11 protein-coding genes are annotated in these 21,582 nt (G+C 39.6%); 6 read left to right on the top strand and 5 right to left on the bottom strand.

The window, feature by feature from the left end:
- Nucleotides 1–194 precede the first annotated feature (194 nt).
- Both DPX34_RS14700 and DPX34_RS14695 read left to right on the top strand, forming a co-directional pair.
- Nucleotides 195–707, top strand: a complete 513-nt coding sequence (locus tag DPX34_RS14700) for a YfiR family protein (RefSeq protein ID WP_111979206.1) — start codon at nt 195–197, stop codon at nt 705–707.
- A complete protein-coding gene (locus DPX34_RS14695) occupies nt 685–3,432 on the top strand; it encodes a response regulator (protein ID WP_111979205.1) in 2,748 nt (915 codons plus the stop codon). Before DPX34_RS14700 ends, DPX34_RS14695 begins: the two co-directional genes overlap by 23 nt.
- A gap of 157 nt (nt 3,433–3,589) precedes the next feature.
- Here DPX34_RS14695 and DPX34_RS14690 read toward each other — a convergent pair whose 3' ends face one another.
- From DPX34_RS14690 to DPX34_RS14675, 4 genes are all read right to left on the bottom strand, one after another.
- Complete coding sequence (locus DPX34_RS14690) at nt 3,590–4,273, bottom strand: response regulator (RefSeq protein ID WP_111979204.1); 684 nt, start codon at nt 4,271–4,273, stop codon at nt 3,590–3,592.
- A gap of 55 nt (nt 4,274–4,328) precedes the next feature.
- Nucleotides 4,329–6,065, bottom strand: coding sequence for an ATP-binding protein (locus DPX34_RS14685; protein ID WP_111979203.1), 1,737 nt, complete (start codon nt 6,063–6,065; stop codon nt 4,329–4,331).
- A gap of 200 nt (nt 6,066–6,265) precedes the next feature.
- Nucleotides 6,266–7,669: a sugar porter family MFS transporter gene (locus DPX34_RS14680; protein WP_111979202.1), complete on the bottom strand. Its 1,404-nt coding sequence runs from the start codon at nt 7,667–7,669 to the stop codon at nt 6,266–6,268.
- Nucleotides 7,670–7,678: 9 nt separating this feature from the next.
- Nucleotides 7,679–10,297: a glycoside hydrolase family 3 C-terminal domain-containing protein gene (locus DPX34_RS14675; protein WP_111979201.1), complete on the bottom strand. Its 2,619-nt coding sequence runs from the start codon at nt 10,295–10,297 to the stop codon at nt 7,679–7,681.
- 723 nt (nt 10,298–11,020) lie between these two features.
- Here DPX34_RS14675 and DPX34_RS14670 point away from each other — a divergent pair.
- Both DPX34_RS14670 and DPX34_RS14665 read left to right on the top strand, forming a co-directional pair.
- Nucleotides 11,021–14,260 carry a TonB-dependent receptor gene (locus DPX34_RS14670; RefSeq protein WP_111979200.1) on the top strand — a complete coding sequence of 1,080 codons (3,240 nt, stop codon included), beginning with the start codon at nt 11,021–11,023 and terminating at the stop codon, nt 14,258–14,260.
- Between the two features lie 66 nt (nt 14,261–14,326).
- Nucleotides 14,327–14,773 carry a DUF7668 domain-containing protein gene (locus DPX34_RS14665; RefSeq protein WP_157964741.1) on the top strand — a complete coding sequence of 149 codons (447 nt, stop codon included), beginning with the start codon at nt 14,327–14,329 and terminating at the stop codon, nt 14,771–14,773.
- Between the two features lie 98 nt (nt 14,774–14,871).
- Here the strand turns inward: DPX34_RS14665 and DPX34_RS14660 are convergent, their stop codons facing one another.
- On the bottom strand, nt 14,872–16,047 hold the full coding sequence (locus DPX34_RS14660) for a helix-turn-helix domain-containing protein (RefSeq protein ID WP_111979198.1): 1,176 nt from the start codon (nt 16,045–16,047) through the stop codon (nt 14,872–14,874).
- A gap of 511 nt (nt 16,048–16,558) precedes the next feature.
- Between DPX34_RS14660 and DPX34_RS14655 the strand changes: the two genes are divergently transcribed.
- Together DPX34_RS14655 and DPX34_RS14650 are read left to right on the top strand one after the other, a co-directional pair.
- Nucleotides 16,559–19,153: a glycoside hydrolase family 3 protein gene (locus DPX34_RS14655; RefSeq protein ID WP_111979224.1), complete on the top strand. Its 2,595-nt coding sequence runs from the start codon at nt 16,559–16,561 to the stop codon at nt 19,151–19,153.
- Nucleotides 19,154–19,265: 112 nt separating this feature from the next.
- Nucleotides 19,266–21,065: a glycoside hydrolase family 9 protein gene (locus DPX34_RS14650; RefSeq protein WP_111979197.1), complete on the top strand. Its 1,800-nt coding sequence runs from the start codon at nt 19,266–19,268 to the stop codon at nt 21,063–21,065.
- Nucleotides 21,066–21,582 lie beyond the last annotated feature (517 nt).

The following is a 21,582-nucleotide window of genomic DNA, read 5'->3' as shown; positions in this document are numbered from 1 at the left end:
AGAAAGATGCTGACATTCGCTTCAATACTTTATGATAAAAGGATTAAAATCAAAAATTGGTTAAACAAGCGATTCCCCTTGATGACTGAGTGTGCCAGTGCTGGTGTTGACTTTAGTCTTGATTCAAGCTTTTTATTGAGCTTGTTGTGGCTATACAAGGGGCGTTCTTTCACTATGTTGAATAAGGTGACGTTTTGAATAATGTCATCCGTAAATTAGTGTGCGGACTCACCTTATGCCTGATTACTTTTTTAGGGTTGGCGACTCCACTGCCCGAAAACTTAATTAGCCCCATCATGTTAAAACTATTATCCCTCGAAGCGCGTTTAGCCAACAAACCGCAAGTGGCAATTTATGTTATGTCAAACGAAGCGGTAATCAATTCACTTAAAATGGGTATAGATATTACCGCAAGCACAAGGCCTATTTATACGTTAGATTCTGGCGATACCTTACCCAATGTTAAGCCGGATGTGATTTATTTTAGTTATACGAATAAAAACCAATTAGCAGCAGTACGTGCTTACTGTCAAAAGCATAATGTTTTGCTTATTGGTGATGAACCCAATCAGATAGCAAACGGCTTTGCTATCGTATTACATAATGACGAAGGATTACCGGGTATCGTGCTTAATATTTCGCAATCAAAAACATTAGGCTTGAAGTGGCATCCTGATGTATTAAATGTTGTTTCTATTTATGAATGAAGATAAGCAAGTATTAGAAAAGCAAGTATTAGAAAAGCAACTTAAAAAAAACCGCACTAAAACGGGTCGGCGCTTAATGTGGGTAGCGAGTATTTTAGCGCTCCCGCTGATCATGTTAACTTATTTTCAAGTAACCGATGCCGCAAAAAGGGTAGAGCAATATCAGCAATCGCTCGCCACGCTAGAGCAAGTTTATGTGTTGGAGCAACAGCAGGTTAGGCTGTTTTCTATTTTATACCGTGAATATAGAGATGATGTGCGCTCGGTTGTGAGTGATAATTGGTTTAAATTAAAAAATATGCTTAATCCCCCTAATGATTATGCTGAAATCGAAAAGCTAAATCAGTTAATGGGGTTAAAAGAAAATAAACTTAAGCAGCGCAATGATTTTGAATTTGAAGCTAAATTATTTTCGCTGCAGATAAAAATGGCTGCGCAAGCTGGAGATTTGTCTGCAACTGTGCTTTCAGGTGAGCACCGAAAGGCCTTTACGCTGTTATTAAGTGAATTTCGAAAAACACTTTATTTGTTGAATGAAATATCAATGCAATTTTCTCGTTTATCTCAAAATACACTGGATGTGGGCACCGACGATATCGCGAGTTTAAAGCAGTTGTTATCGCAGTTTTCAGCCGTTAAACAAGAGTTATTTGATAAAGCCGCGTTAAATCCGCTTTTTACTCGCATTGTGAGTCAAAAAAGAATAAAAGCGTTAAATCAACTTTTCAACCTTCACCATGGTGAATTAAGCCAGTCGATTAACAAACTCGAAAAATTACGTTTTTTTGATATTTTGAGTTCAGATAGCGGCATGTCGATAAAGTCGACCGATATCGCGTACATGGCTGACTTAACCGAGCAAATCACGTTGAATGTTTTAACCTTGTCGACTCATGTGTTAATTCAAATTACAGAGCACTATAAACATGAGCTGCATGATATTATATTCCAACGTAATATCGTGGTGATTATTGTTTTATTCACCTCTTTGCTTTCTATTTTACTTGGCTATTATTTGGTTAAAAATGTGCGCTTATCGCATAATAAATGGTTAATGGAAAACCTAGAACTTGAAGCCATTATTAAACAGCGTATTGCTGAGGTTGAAAAAGCTCGTGCACATGCCGAAAGTGCGGCGGCAGATGCTGAATTTGCCAATGAGCAAGCGCAAATCCTTAATTTTGAATTAGAAAAACAAATTACTAAATCGCAAGCGTTAACTGAAGTGGCAGAAGCCGCAAGCAAGGCTAAAAGTGAATTTTTAGCCAATATGAGCCATGAAATTAGAACCCCGATGAATGGCATTATAGGGTTAACGCAATTGGCGATTGAAGATACTGATACCGCTAAACACCATGATTATATTGTTAAAGCGAACCAGTCCGCTAATTCATTACTCGGCATTATTAATGATATTTTAGACTTCTCAAAAATTGAAGCCGGCAAGCTTGAAATAGAGCAAACCCAATTTAGTTTAACTCACTTACTTAACGAATTAACGCCAACAATTAAACTAAAAACCGAAGAAAAAGGTTTGCAGCTTGCTTATGTTATCGACCCTTCAATACCTAATTATATGCTGGGCGACCCGCTACGTTTAAAGCAAGTTTTGATGAATCTAATTGGCAATGCGGTTAAATTTACTAGCCAAGGTTCAATTACTTTAACGATTAGAGTTAAGCAAATTGTTGATAACCATATAAGTTTATTTTTTAAAGTGCGCGATACAGGGATAGGCATAACTAAAAAACAGCAAGCAGCGTTATTTGATGCCTTTACCCAAGCGGATTCTTCAACGACAAGACAATTTGGCGGTACCGGGTTAGGGTTGGCTATTTCAGCCAAATTAGTCGAGTTAATGCAAGGTGAAATTCTTGTGATTAGTGACGAAGGTGAAGGGGCTACTTTTTGTTTTGATTGTATGCTGGGTATATATGATCAGGCTGATGATGTGATTGATGTTGATAATTTGTTTGTTAAAAAATCGATTGCTCTAGTGTCAGATGATCGCAATTTGATTGAAGCGGTTAGAATTTGGAGCCGGTATTGCCATTTAAATTTGCAAATTGTCTCTAGTCAGAATGAGCTCACTGCGCTGTCTGAATTGGCAGATGCCGTTTTGGTTGATCAATTGAGCCAGCTTTATCTTAATCATAAAATTGAAATTCCTGAGCAAGTGGTAAGTATATTATTAACGGATATGCTTAATACACCTAATGCGACAAACACATTAGAAAGTGTTTTTAATATTATGATTGATAAGCCATTTATTGCTGATAACTTGGTACAAAAATTACATCATTTACAAAATAAAAAAACGACGAGTGTGCGCGCGAAAGTCACTGATGATTTACCGCTTAAAGGGGTAAAAATATTACTGGTTGAAGATAATGAAATAAATCAACAAATCGCTCAAGTGATGCTTGAAATGCGCGGCGCGGTGGTTTCTATTGCGCACAATGGCCAAGAAGGTGTTGATTTTGTGGCAGCTGACCATTTTGATGTGGTATTGATGGATGTGCAAATGCCCGTGATGGATGGCTTAACGGCCACCCAAGAGATTCGACGTTTGCCTGAAAAAGGTTCAATTCCGGTTATCGCAATGACCGCCAATGCAATGGAAGGCGATCGTGAAATGTGCTTAAACGCCCAAATGAACGATTATTTAACTAAGCCTATTGATAACAAAAAAATAATAGAGGTTATTCAGCGTTACCTTCATTGATCTTTTATGGGGCATTCCTTTCAGGCGAGTTTTAAATGCGCTTACTCTGTGTTGCTCGAACTCAAAAGAGCACCACTATTCTTTCATTCAAGCGCCTTTAAACGCTCGCTGAGTGGGCACTTATTATTACGGATTGGTATTAATGGTCAAGGTGGCGCTATTCAACTTCGAGCTTATAACCGACACCATAAACCGATTGCACGATTTCAACATCGGGTGAGGCTTCATTTAGTTTTTTACGCAATTTTTTTATATGACTATCAATGGTACGTTCGCTGACTATTCGGTTATCGGTATAAATATGATCAATTAAGTGGCCACGTGAAAAAATGCGACTAGGCGACTTGGCCATGATATTAATTAGATTAAACTCGATAGCCGTTAAATCAAGTTGTTGCCCTTTGATCCACACTTTAAATTGCTCTTCGTTAATGCTAAAAAAGGTATCTTCTTGTTTTGATTGTTGCGGTGCGTAAGTTGAGTTTAAGCGGCGTAACGTTGATTCAACACGGGCAACTACTTCTTTTGGCGAATAAGGCTTGCAGATATAATCATCTGCGCCAATGTTTAAACCTAAAATACGATCGACTTCATCCACTTTTGCCGTAACCATCATAATCGGCACCATAGAGAATGCGCGTATTTCTTGACAAATGGTGATCCCATCTTTGCCGGGTAGCATTAAATCGAGCAGTATTAAGCTTGGTTCATTTTCTTTTACCCAATCGACTACATCTAAGCCATTACCGATGATATGCGTTTCTAGCTGAGCTGGCTTTAGATAGTCTTGCAGCAAGGTCGCTAATTTGATTTCGTCTTCAACGATTAAAATGGTCGACATGGTTTTTCCCTAAAATTAAATATCAGTTAAAAAAGTAAGCATAAAATAAGCTTAATTACACTAAGCGTGGCAGGCAAAATTTAATGCCTAATCCACCCGTTTTGGCATGATAAGCTTCTATTTCACCTTGGTGATTTTCTACAATGCGTTTACACAAAGCAAGCCCTAGACCTGAGCCCCCTGTTTTTCGGTTACGTGAGTTTTCGACTCTAAATAAATGGTCGAATAAATGCTCAAGTGCAATATCGGGTACGTTAGGCGGCGTATCTTCAATAATAAAGTATACTTTGTTTGATTCACCTGATATTGATAAATAGATGTCACCCGGTTCATCCGTGTATTTAATACTATTTTTGATTAAATTATCAAATATTTGGTTTAAACGCGTGGGATCTCCCCATACCCAAGCTTCATCGCTCGTGTTGGTTAGGTGTAAGCTTATTTTTTGAGTGGTTAAGGTGCTGTTGTGTCGAGTAACTGCAAGCTCCACAAGCTCTGCTAAATCAACCTCTGTTTTATGGTAACGCAATGCACCGACATCATTGCTGGCTAGTTCGTGTAAATCATTAATCAAATTTTGTAAATGAGTCGCTTCTTCTTGTAAAGATAATAGGTTTTCATTATTCATGGGTCTAATGCCATCTATCATCGCTTCTATTTCACCACGAAAAATAGCTAAAGGGGTGCGAAGTTCGTGTGATACATCAGCAAGCCATTTTTTTCGACTTGACTCATTGGTTTCAAGTGATTTTGCCATATCAACAAAGTCACGTGCGAGTTTAGACAGCTCATCTCGGCCGCGAGGTTTGATTTTAATATCAAAATTTCCCTGTTTTACTTCATTAGTTGCGCGCGCGAGTTTGCTAATAGGCGAGGTCATAATGCGCGATAAAGGAATAGAAAACATCAAGGTGATCACCAGAACGCCTAAACTCACATAAGCAAAGGTTTCGTTGACTTCATTTACAAAGCCTATATCAACATCATTGGTTACTTGCAGCCTTGGCATTACCCCTAAAAAGCCATGAGGGTTGTCAGCATCACCAATCGGTAAATATCGAACACCGCTGGGGTTAGGGCCGTTAATTAATTTTTTATTTTTATCGTACAACGATGGCCGTTGTACTGGTTTATTAGGCCCATTATTTTGTGGGCCTTTTCCTTTTGGTGGTTTTAAACCGGGTGGTCTTTGTTGTCCATTGGCATTGTATTTAGGAGGCGACTGTCTCTTCATGTTTTCGGTATTTGAAGCTGAATGAGGAGCTGAAAGAGACGTTGCATCAGGCCGTTGTTGATTTTGAGCGGGTACAGTCTGTGGTTGCTCGTTTGTATAACGGGCTTCACCATTGGCTGAAAAATCAGGCGGCTGTCTATTTGTGGCGGTGTTATGTTGCCCTGGTCTATTGGCATCTCTGCGTGGTTGACGATTTTCTGGTCGGCGTTGTTGTGACCCTTTTCTGTTTTGCGCCTGTCGCCCTAATGGGTAATGGTCGAAAAATTTTGGATTATCTATATATTGTAATTCACGTTTAGAAATCGATTTTTCAAAACCTGACACTCTTAATATATGCGCCCAACGGATGGGTTTATCGTTTATGCCTTGCCATGAATCATAGTAATTATAATAACTATCTAAATTTTTAATTAGCGTTTCAAGTTTGATATCGGCTTTTTTATTAACATATTCAAGCATGCCACGATCAAAAGACCATTGAACTAAAACATACATAACCCCCACGAGTAACGATAACGCGAGTATTAATGTAGCGATTAATTTGCTTGAAATAGACATGCTTTTTTACCTTTATAATAACCTTGTCTATTGTGCGTTTTTTACTAGGTAATAACCAGAGGGGAGCAATTAATTTCACAATTGTTCCTTTATTCAGCATATTTATTTTATTTAGGAGGATAGATAACTTGAAGATGCTCTGGACGAGCACCTTCAAACGACTGAACACCGGCGTAGGTGTAAATGTGAGTTTAGCTGATTTAAGCGATGTTTAACGTCATTTGTTCTAACGTTTTGCCTTTGGTTTCTTTGATAAAAAAGAGAACAAAAACAACAGACAACAAAGCAAAGGTAGCATAAATACCGTATGTAATACTTAACCCCAACTGCGTAAGCAAAAAAGGAAAAGAAAGGGTAATCATAAAATTAGCTATCCACTGAGCAAAACCAGCAATAGCCATCCCAGAGCCTCGTAATTTATTGGGGAACATTTCACTTAACATGACCCACATAACGGGCCCCCACGATAAATTGAAGAAGAACACGTAGGCATTAGCCGCCACTAAAGCAAAAACACCCCATTGTCCTAATGCTAATTGACCGGTTGAATTGATTGTGCCGTTTGAAAAAGCAACCACCAATGCAATGAGTGAAGCCGACATGCCAATCGACCCTAATATTAATAAAGGCTTACGGCCAATTTTGTCTATGCTTGAAATGGTTAATAGGCAAGCGGCAATACTCACGGCCCCCGTTATAATATTGATCATCAGGGCGTCTGATTCTGAATAGCCCACGGCTTGCCATAAAACGGCACCGTAGTAAAAAACGACATTAATACCGACTAACTGCTGTAATGTAGCGAGGCCTATGCCCACCCAAATAATGGGTGAGAACCCGGTGTTTTTATTAAAGATGAGTTTTTTACTGCTAGGCGATGCGGTACTTAATTGTTGGTTAATCGCTTGCCAAATGTTCGTGCCTTCATGCGGCCCATAAAGAGTATGCAATACTTTTTGGGCTTTTGTTGATTGGCCTTTTAGGGCTAAATAACGCGGGCTTTCAGGAATAAACCATAACGTGATAAAAAAGAGCGTGGCCGGGATGAGTTCAATCCAAAACATCCAACGCCAAGCTTCATAGTCTAACCACAGAAGCGTTGTTGAGGCCCCCGCTATTTTAGCTAAATAATAGTTACTAATAAACGCGCTAAACAAACCTAAAATAATAGCCACTTGTTGAACTGACGCTAACGTTCCACGAAGACGAGCAGGGGCTATTTCACTAATGTAAGCTGGGGCTAAAACCGATGCTGCGCCTACGGCTAAACCGCCGAGTATTCTAAAAATAATGAAGCTCTCAGATGATAAAGCAATCCCTGAACCCCATGCACTCACAATAAATAAAACCGAGGTTAATATTAATATGGTTTTACGTCCAAAACGATCGGCAAGTGCCCCCGCGGCAAATGCACCAATAGCACAACCAATAAGCATACTGGCTACATTCATCCCCGTGCCTAAACTATCGGCATTAAAGGCGGCTTGTAATCCGTCGACCGTGCCATTGATAACCCCACTGTCGAAACCAAATAAAAATCCGCCAATGGTGGCAACGCAACTGATTAGAATAATAAGCCCTAGGTTTTCTTTTTCTGTATTCATTTGATCCTCCTATAGCTTAATCATTGTTTTCACAAATTGCTGCTTGGGTATTTTTATCCCTTGGCCGCTGCCTACACTTAAAGTGAGTTTGCCGTAATAAGGTTGTTTTAGGCCTGATGAATCGACATACATTAATTGTTCTGCGGGTATATCAAACTTAACGGTGATTTCACTGTTAGCATTGACAAGCGAACGCTTATAAGCAACCAATTGGCGAATAGGGGTCGACACAGGAGCATCAGGCATGCTGATATAAACTTGCGTCACTTCTTCGGCTGTCATGTCGCTTTTGTTAAGTAGTGAGGTTTGTATGGTTAGACCATTATTATTTTTGCTTGCTGATACCTTTTTATACTCGAAATCAGCGTAGCTTAAACCATAACCAAAAGGGTATAACACATCACCGGTATAGTATTTATAAGTTCGGTTATGCATGCTGTAATCTTTAAAGTCAGGTAAGTCGGTTACGCCTTTATAAAACGTCACGGGTAATCGGCCTGATGGGCTGTAATCGCCGAATAACAAACTGGTTAAGGCGTTGCCTGTTGCTTCACCCGGATAAAAACCTTGCACGATGGCATTGGCATTTTTATCTTGCCAGTTTAAGGCTATTGCACTGCCGCTCATATTGACATAAACGAGTGGTTTACCGGTTGCTTTAAGTTGTTTGAGCAAGGTTTCTTGACTGGTTGGTAAGTTGATATGCGTACGATCACCATGTGAGAAACCATCAATTTGCAATGGCATTTCTTCACCTTCTAAATTCGCGCTAATACCACCCACAAACACAATGACATCGGCTGCTTTTGCTGCTTTTAACGCTTGTTTGTTCAAGTTTTTATCTTGGTTAAGCCAACTGAATTTGATGCTCGGCGCTATCACGTTACTGTGCCAATAATGATTTATTTTACTTTCGGCATAAAAGTCGTAAGCCTTGTCTTTTTCGAGTTTTATTGGGCCGTAAGCGCCTTGTCCATCAATCGTTACATGCACATTTTTTAAATTGAATAAGTAAGTGCCATTTTCAGTTGGTGTAAATTTCCCTCGCCATTTGATGGCCATCTCTTGTTCAGTTGAGTTATCAATCGGCGATGTATCCCAGGCGAAATCAATATTTTTATCGATGCGTTGCAGGCTATGTTGAACACCAAAGTGATTGGCTGGAAAATATTGTGCAATTAATCCCGGCACGTTTTTGCCAAATTGATCGGTATGTGAAAAATGATTAGCTGGTACAGCGGTGTAATGGGTATAAACCTCGCCAGTTAAACTTGAACCCGGTGCATAAATAACATTGTGCTGGCCTAATCTATTTTCTAATGCCGTTTTAGGGGTTATAGGTTTAACCGGTTTACCATGGTAATTACCAACTAAAATAGCCTCATTATGGGCATTTGGGCCAATTAACGCGATTTTAGGCGTGCCGCTTAACGGCAACGTTTTATCGTTTTTTAATAAAACGAGCGATTTACGTGCGGCTTCTTCTGTTAAGGCTAAATGTTTATCTGAGCCAACGGTTGTTAGCGGTAATTGGCTATATGGGTTTGCTACGGTGTTATCAAACATACCCAATTTAAAACGAGCAAAAAACAAGCGTTTAACTGCGATATCAATTTGCTCTTCTGTGATCAAGTTGCGTTCAACGGCTTCTTTTAAATAGCTATACGTATTGCCGTGATGATCACCACAATTTAAATCGGTACCGGTTTTTACTGCCCAAGCCGCCGCTTCAGCTTCTGTTTTTACAACATGATGTGATTTGGGGTCGTAAAAATCGGCGATGGCGCCGCAGTCAGACACAATATAACCATTGAAGTTAAATTCGCCTCTTAGTTTATTTTGAATTAATTCATTACTGCCGCAAGCTGGTGCGCCATTTACACGATTATAAGCACACATAATAGAAGCAACTTGCGTTTGCGCTATCGTGTCTTTAAAGGCGGGTAAATAGGTTTCGGTTAAGTCTTTTGCTGTGGCGGTATAATCGTCGCTATGACGTGAAAATTCTGGCCCACTGTGCACCGCATAATGCTTTAAGGTTGCAACCGATTTTAAGTATTGGGCATTATTACCTTGCAAGCCATTGATAAAGTTAATCGCAGTACGTGTGGTTAAATAAGGGTCTTCCCCGTAAGTTTCTTGGCCTCTTCCCCATCGTGGATCTCTAAAAATATTAATATTGGGTGACCAATACGTTAATCCTGTATACATAGAGCGGTTATTGTCACGTAAAAAATGGTGGTGCTTAGCACGTCCTTCGTCAGATATTGCCGTACCCACGGCGAGCATGAGGTCTTCATCAAACATCGCGGCAAGCCCAATGGCTTGTGGAAACACCGTGGCTTTACCCGCTCTGGCAATGCCGTGCAATGCTTCATTCCACCACTTGTATGCCGGTACTTTTAATCTTGGGATCGCCGGTGCTTTATCAAACATCTGGCTAATTTTTTCATCTAAAGTCATGGCTGATACTAACGCATCAACTCTTTTATCAAGCGGTAAAGATGGGTTTAAATGCGTTAATGTTATTATTTTAGAATGGTATTCAGGTTGTGTTGTGTTTTGACAACCAAGTGTAACGGCACACGTTATAGTCGCGAGCAAGAACGGAGAGATAATCGTTTTCATGGTTAGGTAAATCCTATTATCAAAGACACTTTTATCACATGCAAAAAGTGTTTGAGTTGTTATTTTTTTAAGTGAGCTAAATGCTGCAACATAAGCGTAACAATATCGGGGGGGCTCAAGCGCCTTTGTGATTAATAGGGAGTGAATTTGAACGTTCAAATGTTGTAGTATCGTTTTTTGATACGCGTTGCCATACTGTTATTTAGGATTGTTAACTTAAGGGAAGGATGTTTTTATTTTTTATTTGTTATTGATTAATATAGCTTTTATTTTAACTGTCTTTTGGTCATTAGCTTTATTTAGATTGCCGCTCTTTCATATTGCTATGTTCTGGTATTAAACAAGTGATAGAGATTACACCTGAAAGTTGAGCATTTAATTAACATTTATCACTTGAAAAGAGGCGTTTTTCTTTTTTAGCGGGTATATTTATAAAATGTTAAATAAATGCTGCTTAAATTGGTTTAGATCTCGTTCAACCTTGTGGTTTTCATTTATTTGAACGTGTGTTGTAATGCGATTTTATTTATTTATTTACTTTTATATCAATGATTTATAATTAGTGTGTCGTTTTATCATTTTTTGAACGTTCAATTTTGGGTAATTACGGCTCTAAAGACGAATAAACTTTTTTATGTTGATATTTTGTTTAGGAAATTAGCGGATGATAAAAAATGCTTTTTTTAAAACTAACAAATAACACATAGCTCGGGATACATAATAATGACAATTTTGACCCAATCAACAAACACAGCTTATAGAAAAAAAACAAAACCCAATTTTAAATATTCAATCATCACGTCTGCGTTAATCGGCTTAACAATGTCGCATCACACACTCGCTGCTCAAGACACAGCAATGGCTGAAGAAGAAATTGAAGTAATTGATGTAAAAGGTATGCGCGGTAGTTTAATAAAAGCACAAGATATGAAGCGGGAGGCTGATACATTTGTAGATGCTATTTCGGCTGAAGATATAGGCGCTTTACCTGATCGGAGTGTATTAGAAGCGATGTCTCGTATACCGGGGGTGTCGATTGAACGTTTTGCGGCTGCTAACGACCCCGACCATTTTGGTATTGAAGGTAGTGGTGCAGTTATTCGTGGTATGACACAAACCCGCAGTGAGTTTAATGGCCGTGATACCTTTAGTGCCAACTCAAGCCGTGGTTTAAGCTTTCAAGATGTACCACCTGAACTAATGGGCTCGGTTGAAGTCTATAAAAATCAATCAGCCGATATGATTGAGGGGGGCATTGGTGGCACCGTTAATTTAAACACTAAATTGCCATTTGACATGGCCGATCGTCAGATAGGCGTTTCATTAGATGGTACTTATACAGACTTTGCTGAAGAATGGTCGCCATCTGGGTCTTTATTATTTAGTGATCGTTGGCAAACGAATGCCGGTGAGTTTGGTTTTTTAATTAACACGGCCTATTCAGACTTAACCAGTCGCTCAGACGGTTTACAATCAGAAATATTTATTACGCGAGATAATTTATTGCCTGATCAAGGAGACACGCTTTATGTTGCCCCTAATGGCGGTAACATGAACTCTCAGATACAAGAGCGCGGACGTAAAGGCTTAGCACTTGCTGCACAATGGCAAAGTACAGACAATACCATGCTCGTAACCGCTCAATTTTTACGCTCAGATGCAACCTTAGGTTGGGTTGAAAACACCATGAGTTATCAAACCAATATGTGGGAAGATGATGGTGTTAGTTTACGTGACGAATCTTATATGCTCGAAGGCGAAATATCTGAGGGAGTGCCATACCCCAGTTATGAGTTTGATGATAAAGGGGTTTTCCAATCTGGGTATATAACGCATGTTGCTCAAGGCGGCTGGCGTTCAAATGGTAACGACACAAACCGCGTACCTCAAGCGGCTGATTGGTCAGGTAACCCTGTTCCGCAATTTGGTAATATTTTTCAAACCACAACACGTGTCAAAGAGCAGCGTACGGTTGTTGATGACTTCTCATTAAACTTCAAATTTAGACCTGATGATTCATGGTCGCATGAATTTGATATGCAGTTCATTGATGCCAGTACGACTGATGATGATGTGACTTTATTTTTAGGCGTGTATGCAAATCAATTTTTAGATTTGTCTGATGGTGCACCTAAAATTGCCTTTTTAAACCCATGGAATGGCCAAAACGGGGGTGGGCAAGAAAACAATGAGGACTTTTTACAATCAAAAGAAAGCTATCATTGGCGTTCAGCGATGGATCATTATGAGCGCAGCCAAGGTGAAGAGCTTGCTTTACAGTGGGATACAAAATACACATTTGACGATGGTTTCTTTTCATCAATAAAAGCCGGTGTACGTTTTGCTGAACGCGATCAAACGGTTAAATTTAGCCAATATAATTGGCAACCTTTAGGTGCTATTCATACCGCCGATGTTGATGGTAATGGTTATAGTGGTGCGTGGTTAGATTTACCTGAACATGAAAGTTTGAATAATGATGTTGACCAACGCCGTTGGGATGATCATTTCCGTGGTGGCAAGGTTTCCATACCGGGCTTAGGTTACACGTTACATCCTTCTTTAGAATTAGTACAAGATTATGCCAATTGGGGGACTCGTTTAGCCAATGCAGCTTCAGAGTGGGAACCCGCAGCGGATCGAGAGCCTGCACAAATTGGTATCGATAGTAATGGGCAACCTGTTTATGAAACGTTTGATTCGCATTTTAGGCCCAATGAAGTAACAACCTTTACCGAAACCAATACCGCGGCTTATGTGCGCTTAGATTTTGTGTACGATGATGGTCCTGTACCATTTACGGGTAACGTTGGTGGGCGTTATATTCAACTAGAAAGACAAACTTCAGGTGCATTGGCATTTCCTGATCATCGAATGCGAGATCCGATTTATGATCCGGACGATCAAACAAAAGAAATCAAACAACCTATTAATTTGTTGCCTGAAGCCGATCGTACATTTGGCGATTATTCGGCTCACTTTTTATCAACTTCTACGACGGATAGCTACTTTTTACCTAGTTTAAATCTTAAGTTTGAATTAGGTGATGATTTGATTGCACGCTTTGCAGCCTCTAAAGCGTTGGCATACCCGAATACAGGTGATATGAAAGGCTATGTTAATATTGAATCAGATGTTTTGGGTATTGTAGAGGCTGAACCGGCTGATCCCGAAAACCCTGAGTTAATTGGTGCTGTTGCGGTTTATACCGGTGAGAGTGGCAATCCAAACTTAAAACCGATGCAATCAACGCAATATGATGTGTCATTAGAATGGTATTACAGTGATGATAGCTCATTAACGACAACGTTATTTTTAAAAGACCTTAAAGACTTTTGGGTAACGGGTGGTGTAACCCAAGCCGTGGTTAATCCTAATACCGGCACTAGCCAAAATGTCGTTTTACAAACACCGTTAAATACTGATGAAGGTAAAATGAAAGGGGTTGAGTTTGCATTTCAACACTTCTTCCATTCATTGCCATCACCGTTTGATGGTTTAGGTGTGCAAGCTAACTACAGTTATATTGAAGCATCGGGTGTACCAAACAGTAACTTATTTACGACTGAGCCGGGTGGCGCGCCTAAAGATGGTCCAACTCAATTAGCATTTGAAGAGTTGCCATTGGCGGGACAATCTAAAAATACGGCTAATCTTGTTGTGATGTATCAAAAACATGATGTTGAAACACGTCTTGCTTACAATTGGCGTTCAGAATACATGATCACCGCTCGAGATGTTATTGCCCCCCACCGTCCAATATATGGTGAAGCCGCTGGTTATTTAGATGGTTCATTATTTTATAATATTAATCCGCAAATAAAAGTGGGTATTCAAGGCGTTAATTTACTTGATACGGTTACTGAAACCTCAATGCAAGTTGATGAAGACGGTACTCGCCATGGTCGTTCATGGTTTATCAACGATCGTCGTTTTTCATTAGTATTAAGAGCTCAATTTTAATTAATATTGAGGAGTTTATTCACGGTTATTTATTAAGTATATAAAAAATAACCGTGAATAGCGGATATGACTTACATCAAAAAGCGCAGTGTTTACTGCGCTTTTTTAGTGCCTAATATGTTAAAAGAGAAGAGTATTTTAATATCAGTTATTAAGGATTCTGAAAATGAAAACCCAGTTCCTGAAGTATGGAGAGCTGTTTTTTGTGACATCGTTTATGCCTTTTCACATAGAAATTATTTAATTAATTCAACTATTCCCATGGTAAATGCTTTAACCGTAAATGAAGCTCAATATATCGAAAGTTATATTGAATCCTATGGTGAAAAATTAACTGAATTGCCAATAGAAGCATGGGAAACTTCAATTTATCTTTGGATGGGGGATCACTGGAGTGTAATGATAGATCTATGGACTTTAGGCGAAGGGCGAAGTGATTTAGTTTTATCTGCGAAAGTGTTCGAATCAAGTAATGGATATATTGTTAATATAGATATGGTATATGTTCCATAAGCATTGTTAAGCGTGTTCGATAAATATAACGTTTAAGATCTTAAAAGCGCAGTATTTACTGCGCTTTTTTTATGCTTTAAATATAGTTTAACGTTATGCTATTTAGAGGCGGCTTGGTTTGCCAAATAGTCATTCCTAAATTGTGAGGGTGTAACCCCAGTCAGCTTTTTGAAGAACGTATTAAAGGTGGCTTTACTATTAAAGCCCGCTTGGTCCATGATATCGAGCATGGTTGTTTTTTTATGAGCTGGGTTTTGCAGTAGCGCTTTGCTTTCTTCAATACGATAGTGATTAATAAATTCAAAAAAGTTTTTATCAAAATGACGATTAATTATTTGCGATAGGTTTCGAGCTGACAAGTTAAGTTGTTTAGCCAAATTATCTAAAGTGAGTAGGTGGTTTAAATACGGTTTTTGTTCTTGCATGTACCCTGTTATTTGAGCTATTAACTGCGGATCAACAGGCTCTTTATTTTTATCTTCAACAACCAAATCACGATTAATCCCTTTAAATAAGGTTGAATGACCAGCACTAAAAAAGATAAGCGCACTGACTAAAAATAGCGTGATGTAATTAGCGGTTAAACCGAGCAGTTCATGGTCAATATAATAATGCCACTCATAAGATGAAACTAACGCGAGTGCAACCGTTACGGCTGCGACTTTAATACCCAAAAAGCCAATGACTAATATTTTTAACCAGCTTAAATCAACACTTTCAATATCAGCGACTTCATTCTTAATTTGCTTCTGATATTTTTGCAATTCGTAAAAACATAAAACCCCACAACTTAAGCGAAATAGCTCTCTAAATACATGAATAAGTCGCTCAACCGTGTCTGCTTTGGCTATTGCATTGTCTTGTAATGCTTGCGCTTCGGCACTGATATCGGCGAGTAACCAAGAATTTAAAAAATAAATAAAATAAAGCGCAAAAGGTAAAAAATACAACAAATTAGATTTTTTGAGTTGGTAGTCTTTATAGATTAATGACTTGATATACAGTAATAACAAAGGCGCTTCTAACCAAAAAGCTAAGCCAAATGTGTAAAGAAGTTTTGGTGAAATAGCCACGGCTACATTTTTAAAACCCTCGCCAAAGTTGATTAGATTGTCTAATGGAATAGCGGCCTGACTTAATAAAAATGCGGCTAATAATAAATTACTTTGCTTTTTTCCTTTACGCATACTAATTAAAAATAAGGCAAATAATATACATTGGTAAAGTGTAATGATGAGTGCTAAATCATGAGTGTTAAAGAGAATGGTTTTCACTTAATTTGAAACCTTTTTATCATTTTTATTGTAGGACCGTGTTTTAGTGTTTTTTTATACCCAACTGTGAGCTATTTAATCATAGCTTGTTTACAGTCTATTTGACTAGATCTTAATTGACCTTAACGTCAGATTAAATAGTTTAATGAGGCTAACTCGTTTAACTATTTTGATCTTGTATAGTCTTCTCGCTCAGGTTTTATGGTTCATTGTCAGCGCTTACTCGCCCCAATCACATTGTAGAGCATATGCTCATGGCGTCTCGAAGCTTGCCTGCATGGATGCAGGTAAGGGGCGAGAGCTGGACGCGGTAGCTTTGACGGCTTTGCTGACATGGATGTAAGTACTGGAACTAGAAACCTGCCCCTAAAACCCGATCGCTTTGACTATAAAAAGCGTTCAAATACAGGTTGTGAACTTATATTTGTACGTATAAAGCCGCTATTTGAACGACATAGGGGCGCATATAAACAAAAATTGAGCAGGCTTTATGATAATAGAGAAAAATATGATGATAAAAAAATTAAGCACTGTCTTTTTGTTTATAGGTTTGATAACGGCCTGTAGCGATGATAATAAATCAGCAAGCATTGCTGATAAAACGAATTCAGTCTCTGATATGAGTTTAAACCCTAATGCTAATCAAGATTTGAATAGTGGTACTGGAAACATTGATTTGTGGCCAACGTTTGAGTCGCCTATAAAAACGGATCCAAAAGTTGAAAGCCAAATAAAAGCTTGGTTAGCTAAAATGTCGATTGAGCAAAAAGTGGGTCAAATGGTACAGGCTGAGATCACTTGGGTTACCCCTGATGATGTCAAAACCTATCATTTGGGGTCGGTATTAAACGGCGGCGGCACTTTTTTACATAATAATCGTAACGCGAGCGTAAGTGACTGGGTGTCATTTATGGACGAGCTTTATATCGCCTCAATGGATACACAAAATGGGCGTTTACCTATTCCGGTTACGTATGGTATTGATGCGGTTCATGGTAATAACAAATTTATAGGCGCAACCCTTTACCCACATAATATTGGATTGGGCGCGATGCGTAACCCTGAGTTAATCCAAAAAATTGGTCACGCAACGGCTAAAGAAGTTTTACTGGCGGGCATCGATTGGACATTTGCACCGACGTTGGCTGTTGTTAGGGATGATCGCTGGGGGCGGACTTACGAAGGTTATTCGGAAGATCCTGAAATCGTTGCTGCATATTCAGGCCAAATGGTGACCGGTATGCAAGGCGTGGTGGGTACATCGTCGTTTTTAGATGATGATCATATCTATGCGACCGCTAAGCATTGGGTTGGTGATGGTGGAACCGATAAAGGGATCGATCAAGGTGACAATTTAGATAATGAACAAGATCTTATTGACCATCATGCTGCCGCTTATTTTCCGGCGCTAAAAGCGGGTGTTCAAAGTGTGATGGCTTCGCACAATATGTGGCATGGTCATCGATTACATGGCAGTAAGTATCTACTAACTGATGTGCTGAAAGGTAAATTAGGTTTTGATGGTTTTGTTGTAGGCGATTGGAATTCGCACGCTAAAATTCCGGGGTGCACCAATGATAATTGTCCGCAAGCCGTTAACGCAGGGCTTGATATGTTTATGGTTGTAGAAGATTGGAAAGCCTTTATTACGAATACCGTTAAACAAGTCAAAGACGGTGTGATTCCTGAATCGCGCATCGATGATGCGGTTAGCCGTATTTTACGCGTGAAATTACGTTCAGGTTTATTTAATAAAGGTTTACCGTCTAAACGCAAATATGCCAATAAAGTTGAACTGTTAGGCGCACCAGAGCATCGAACTATTGCACGTCAAGCAGTGCAAGAATCTTTGGTTTTGCTTAAAAATAATAAGCAAATTTTACCGTTATCCCGTAAGCAGCATATTTTGTTAGCTGGCGATGGTGCCGATAATATGAGTAAGCAAACGGGTGGCTGGACAATTAATTGGACCGGTGAAGGTAATCAAAAATCAGATTTTCCGGGCGGTACGTCAATTTATGATGGGGTAAAGCAATATGTTGAAGGTGCAGGCGGCAAGGTAACACTAAGTGCTGATGGTACCTATAATGAAAAACCGGATGTTGCTATTGTTGTATTTGGTGAAAATCCCTATGCAGAATGGTTTGGTGATTTAAAGTCGATTGCTTACCAACCTTTTTCGCATCGTGATGCGCATTTACTGGAATCGTTAAAAGCGCAAGGTATTCCGGTTGTATCCGTCTTTTTATCGGGGCGACCGTTGTGGATGAATCGTGAAATCAATGCCTCAGACGCGTTTGTGGCTGCATGGTTGCCGGGTAGTGAAGGTATTGGTATTGCTGATGTTATTTTGAAAAATGCAGCAGATGAAGTTAATCACGACTTTAAAGGTAAGCTCTCTTTCTCATGGCCTAAAAAAGCCTCGCAGGTTGTCTTAAATCGCTTTGATACAGATTATGATCCATTATTTGCTTATGGCTACGGTTTAACTTACAGCGATAATCAAACGTTAACCACATTAGAGACGATTAATGATTATGTGATCACCGTTGATAACAATGCGCCTTATGAGGTGATGAAAGGTCGACCTTTACATAACTGGAATTACGTTTTAAGAAACACGAGCGAGCGAAAAGATATTTATACGCCAGTCGGCAAAATAGATGGTTTATCTATGATAGAAGCGGACAAAGCGGTACAAGGTGATGCCAAAGAATTCACATGGGATGGTTCACAAGAAGCCTCTATCTATGTGACTTCGGGTTGGTATCGTGAAGATTTGTCAAACTACTTGGTTGCTAATGCCGCGATGACATTTGATATTCGGATTGAGCATCAACCGACCGGTCCTTTATATGTTGAAGCCGGCTGTACCGTCAATGCTTGTGGGAAAGTAGATATTCGACCTATCCTGAGTAGCATGCCTTTAAAAACATGGAACTCAGTCTCTATTGATTTGTTATGTTTTGCTAAAAAAGGCGTTGAATTTGAACGCAGCAGTGCGCCTTTTATTATGACGAGTCAGCATGAGGCTAAAGTGCGCGTTGCGAATGTGAGTTATACCACTGATAAAGCATTAACTGCCGATATCCAATGTCGTGATTAATGCACATATTGTGAATCGATATTTGATTTAAACGTTTACAGCATGGTTTACACATTAACGCTATAAAGCCGTGTCGCCATGCTGACTTATTTTATATTTTGAGGTTTTGTCTATGCACACTCAATCTAAATTAGCTTTGTTTTTAAGCTCATGTTTATTTTTTACCGGTTGTGGCAGTAGTGGTTCAGCTTCGGCACCTGTTGATGTTAACCCTAGCTCACCGGCAGATGGCAACACGGATGTGCCAACACCGCCTTCAACACCGGATACTTCAACGCCCGACGCGCCGAGTGTCAGTAGCGATTTGATTAAACTCAACCAAGTAGGTTACTTACCGTTGGCGCTTAAATCGGCTTTAGTGCCTGATGTGGCGGCAACACAATTTGAACTGATAAACCAAAATGGCGCGGTGGCGTTTACGGGAGCATTAAGCGCTGCTAGCCATTGGCAACCGTCTGGTAGCATTAAGTATAAATTGGCTGATTTCAGTGATTTTACCGCAACGGGTGTTTATCGAGTAAAAGTGGCTGGTATTGCTGATTCGTCTGCGTTTTCTATAAACTCAGATCTGTATCAAAGCTTATCAGATCAAGCACTAAAAGCGTTTTATTATAATCGCTCAAGTCATTCTATATTAGCGTCTCATGGCGGTGATTGGGTTCGAACGGCAGGCCATGCAGATACTAACGTGATTGTGCATGCGTCGGCCGCAACAAATGAACGGCCTGCAGGCAGTATTATATCGTCGAGTAAAGGTTGGTACGATGCCGGTGATTACGGTAAATATGTCGTTAATTCGGGTATCGCAACTTATACACTTCTGGCCGCCTATGAGCATTATGACGATTTTTTCACTAACCGTGATATCAATATTCCTGAATCGGGCAACACCGTTCCAGATATTTTAGATGAGGTTAAATGGAATCTTGATTGGTTACAAACAATGCAAGATAACGATGGCGGTGTTTATCATAAGCTGACCACATTAGGGTGGCCGGGTATCGAAATGCCCGCAGCTGATCAACGAGCACGTTACGTGATTGGTAAATCAACGGCTGCTACATTAGATTTTGCTGCCGTGCTTGCACAAGCGAGCCGAGTGTATAAACCTTTTTACCCTGAATTAAGCGCACAATGGTTAACCGCCGCGCAAAATGCTTGGGCATGGGCCGTTGCAAACCCTAACGTGGTTTATCAACAACCTAGTGATGTTGAAAGTGGTGAATACGGTGACAACTTTTTTCAAGATGAGTTTCGCTGGGCCGCCACTGAACTCTATATTACAACGGCAAATAGCCAATATTTAGAGGCGATCAATCGTAATGCTACTGATATTAGTGCGCCGAGTTGGGGATACGTAGCGGGGTTAAGTTATATAACGTTAGCTAATCAATCTAAAACCGATTTTGATATTAATGCCATTGATGCGGCGGGTCATGCCATTGTTGGGTTAGCCGAAACGTATTATCAGCAATACACAGATTCTGCGTTTTTGATCCCGATGATTGAGAGTGACTTTGTTTGGGGAAGTAACGCAACGGCACTCAATAAAGCCATTATCTTATTACAAGCTTATCAATTAACCAATGAGATTAAATTTAAGCATGCCGCATTAGGTTTAGCTGATTATATTTTAGGTCGAAACCCAACGGGGTATTCGTTTGTGACCGGTGTCGGTGAGCGTTCACCTTTAAATATTCACCACCGCGTCTCTGCTGCTGATACCATTAATGCTCCGATACCCGGTTTGCTTGCAGGGGGGCCTCATAATGGACAGCAAGATGGTTGCCGATATGATTCCAATGCACCTGCGCTAACTTATTTAGATGATTGGTGCAGTTTTTCAACTAATGAAGTTGCCATTAATTGGAACGCCCCTTTGGTTTATGTGTTGGCTGCATTAGCAAGGTAATTTATACCAACTCATTGAGGGTATATTATAGTCGTTTCATCACTTCCATCATTTTAACGCTAGGCTTTTGCCTAGGGCGTGTTTATCTTTTGTGTATGCTTTTGCAGCCGTATTTGCACGATTTATACAAGGCAGAGCGATTGCGGTGTAGTAATTCTACATAAAAGAGCGATAAAGACTTTATGCTCCTGCAAAGTCACCTTACCCCACATCCATGTGGGGCAACATAGTAGAAATAGTGCAAATGCGCTGCCCTTTGGGTTCAATCCAAAAGGTTTTGCTCTTTGTTATTGGCTTTTGACGTAGAACCACTATGCCATCAAGCCAATGCCGCGATCAAAACGCTTTGGAATTGAACAAAATCGATACGACAAAGATAAACACGCCCTAGCTTCCTGCCTTTTTGAATGTTGCGCTTAATTATACTTTTGAACTTATGAACCAAAATATAAAGAATTAGGTCATCAACACATATTAAAATCACTTTGTGATCGTTTTTTAAGCATTTTAATTTAAA

Source organism: Algibacillus agarilyticus, from assembly GCF_003286125.1.
In the GTDB taxonomy this organism is placed as follows: Bacteria; Pseudomonadota; Gammaproteobacteria; order Enterobacterales; family Alteromonadaceae; genus Algibacillus; species Algibacillus agarilyticus.
Note: the sequence above shows the minus strand (reverse complement) of the source record. Positions and strands in the feature narration are given on the sequence as shown.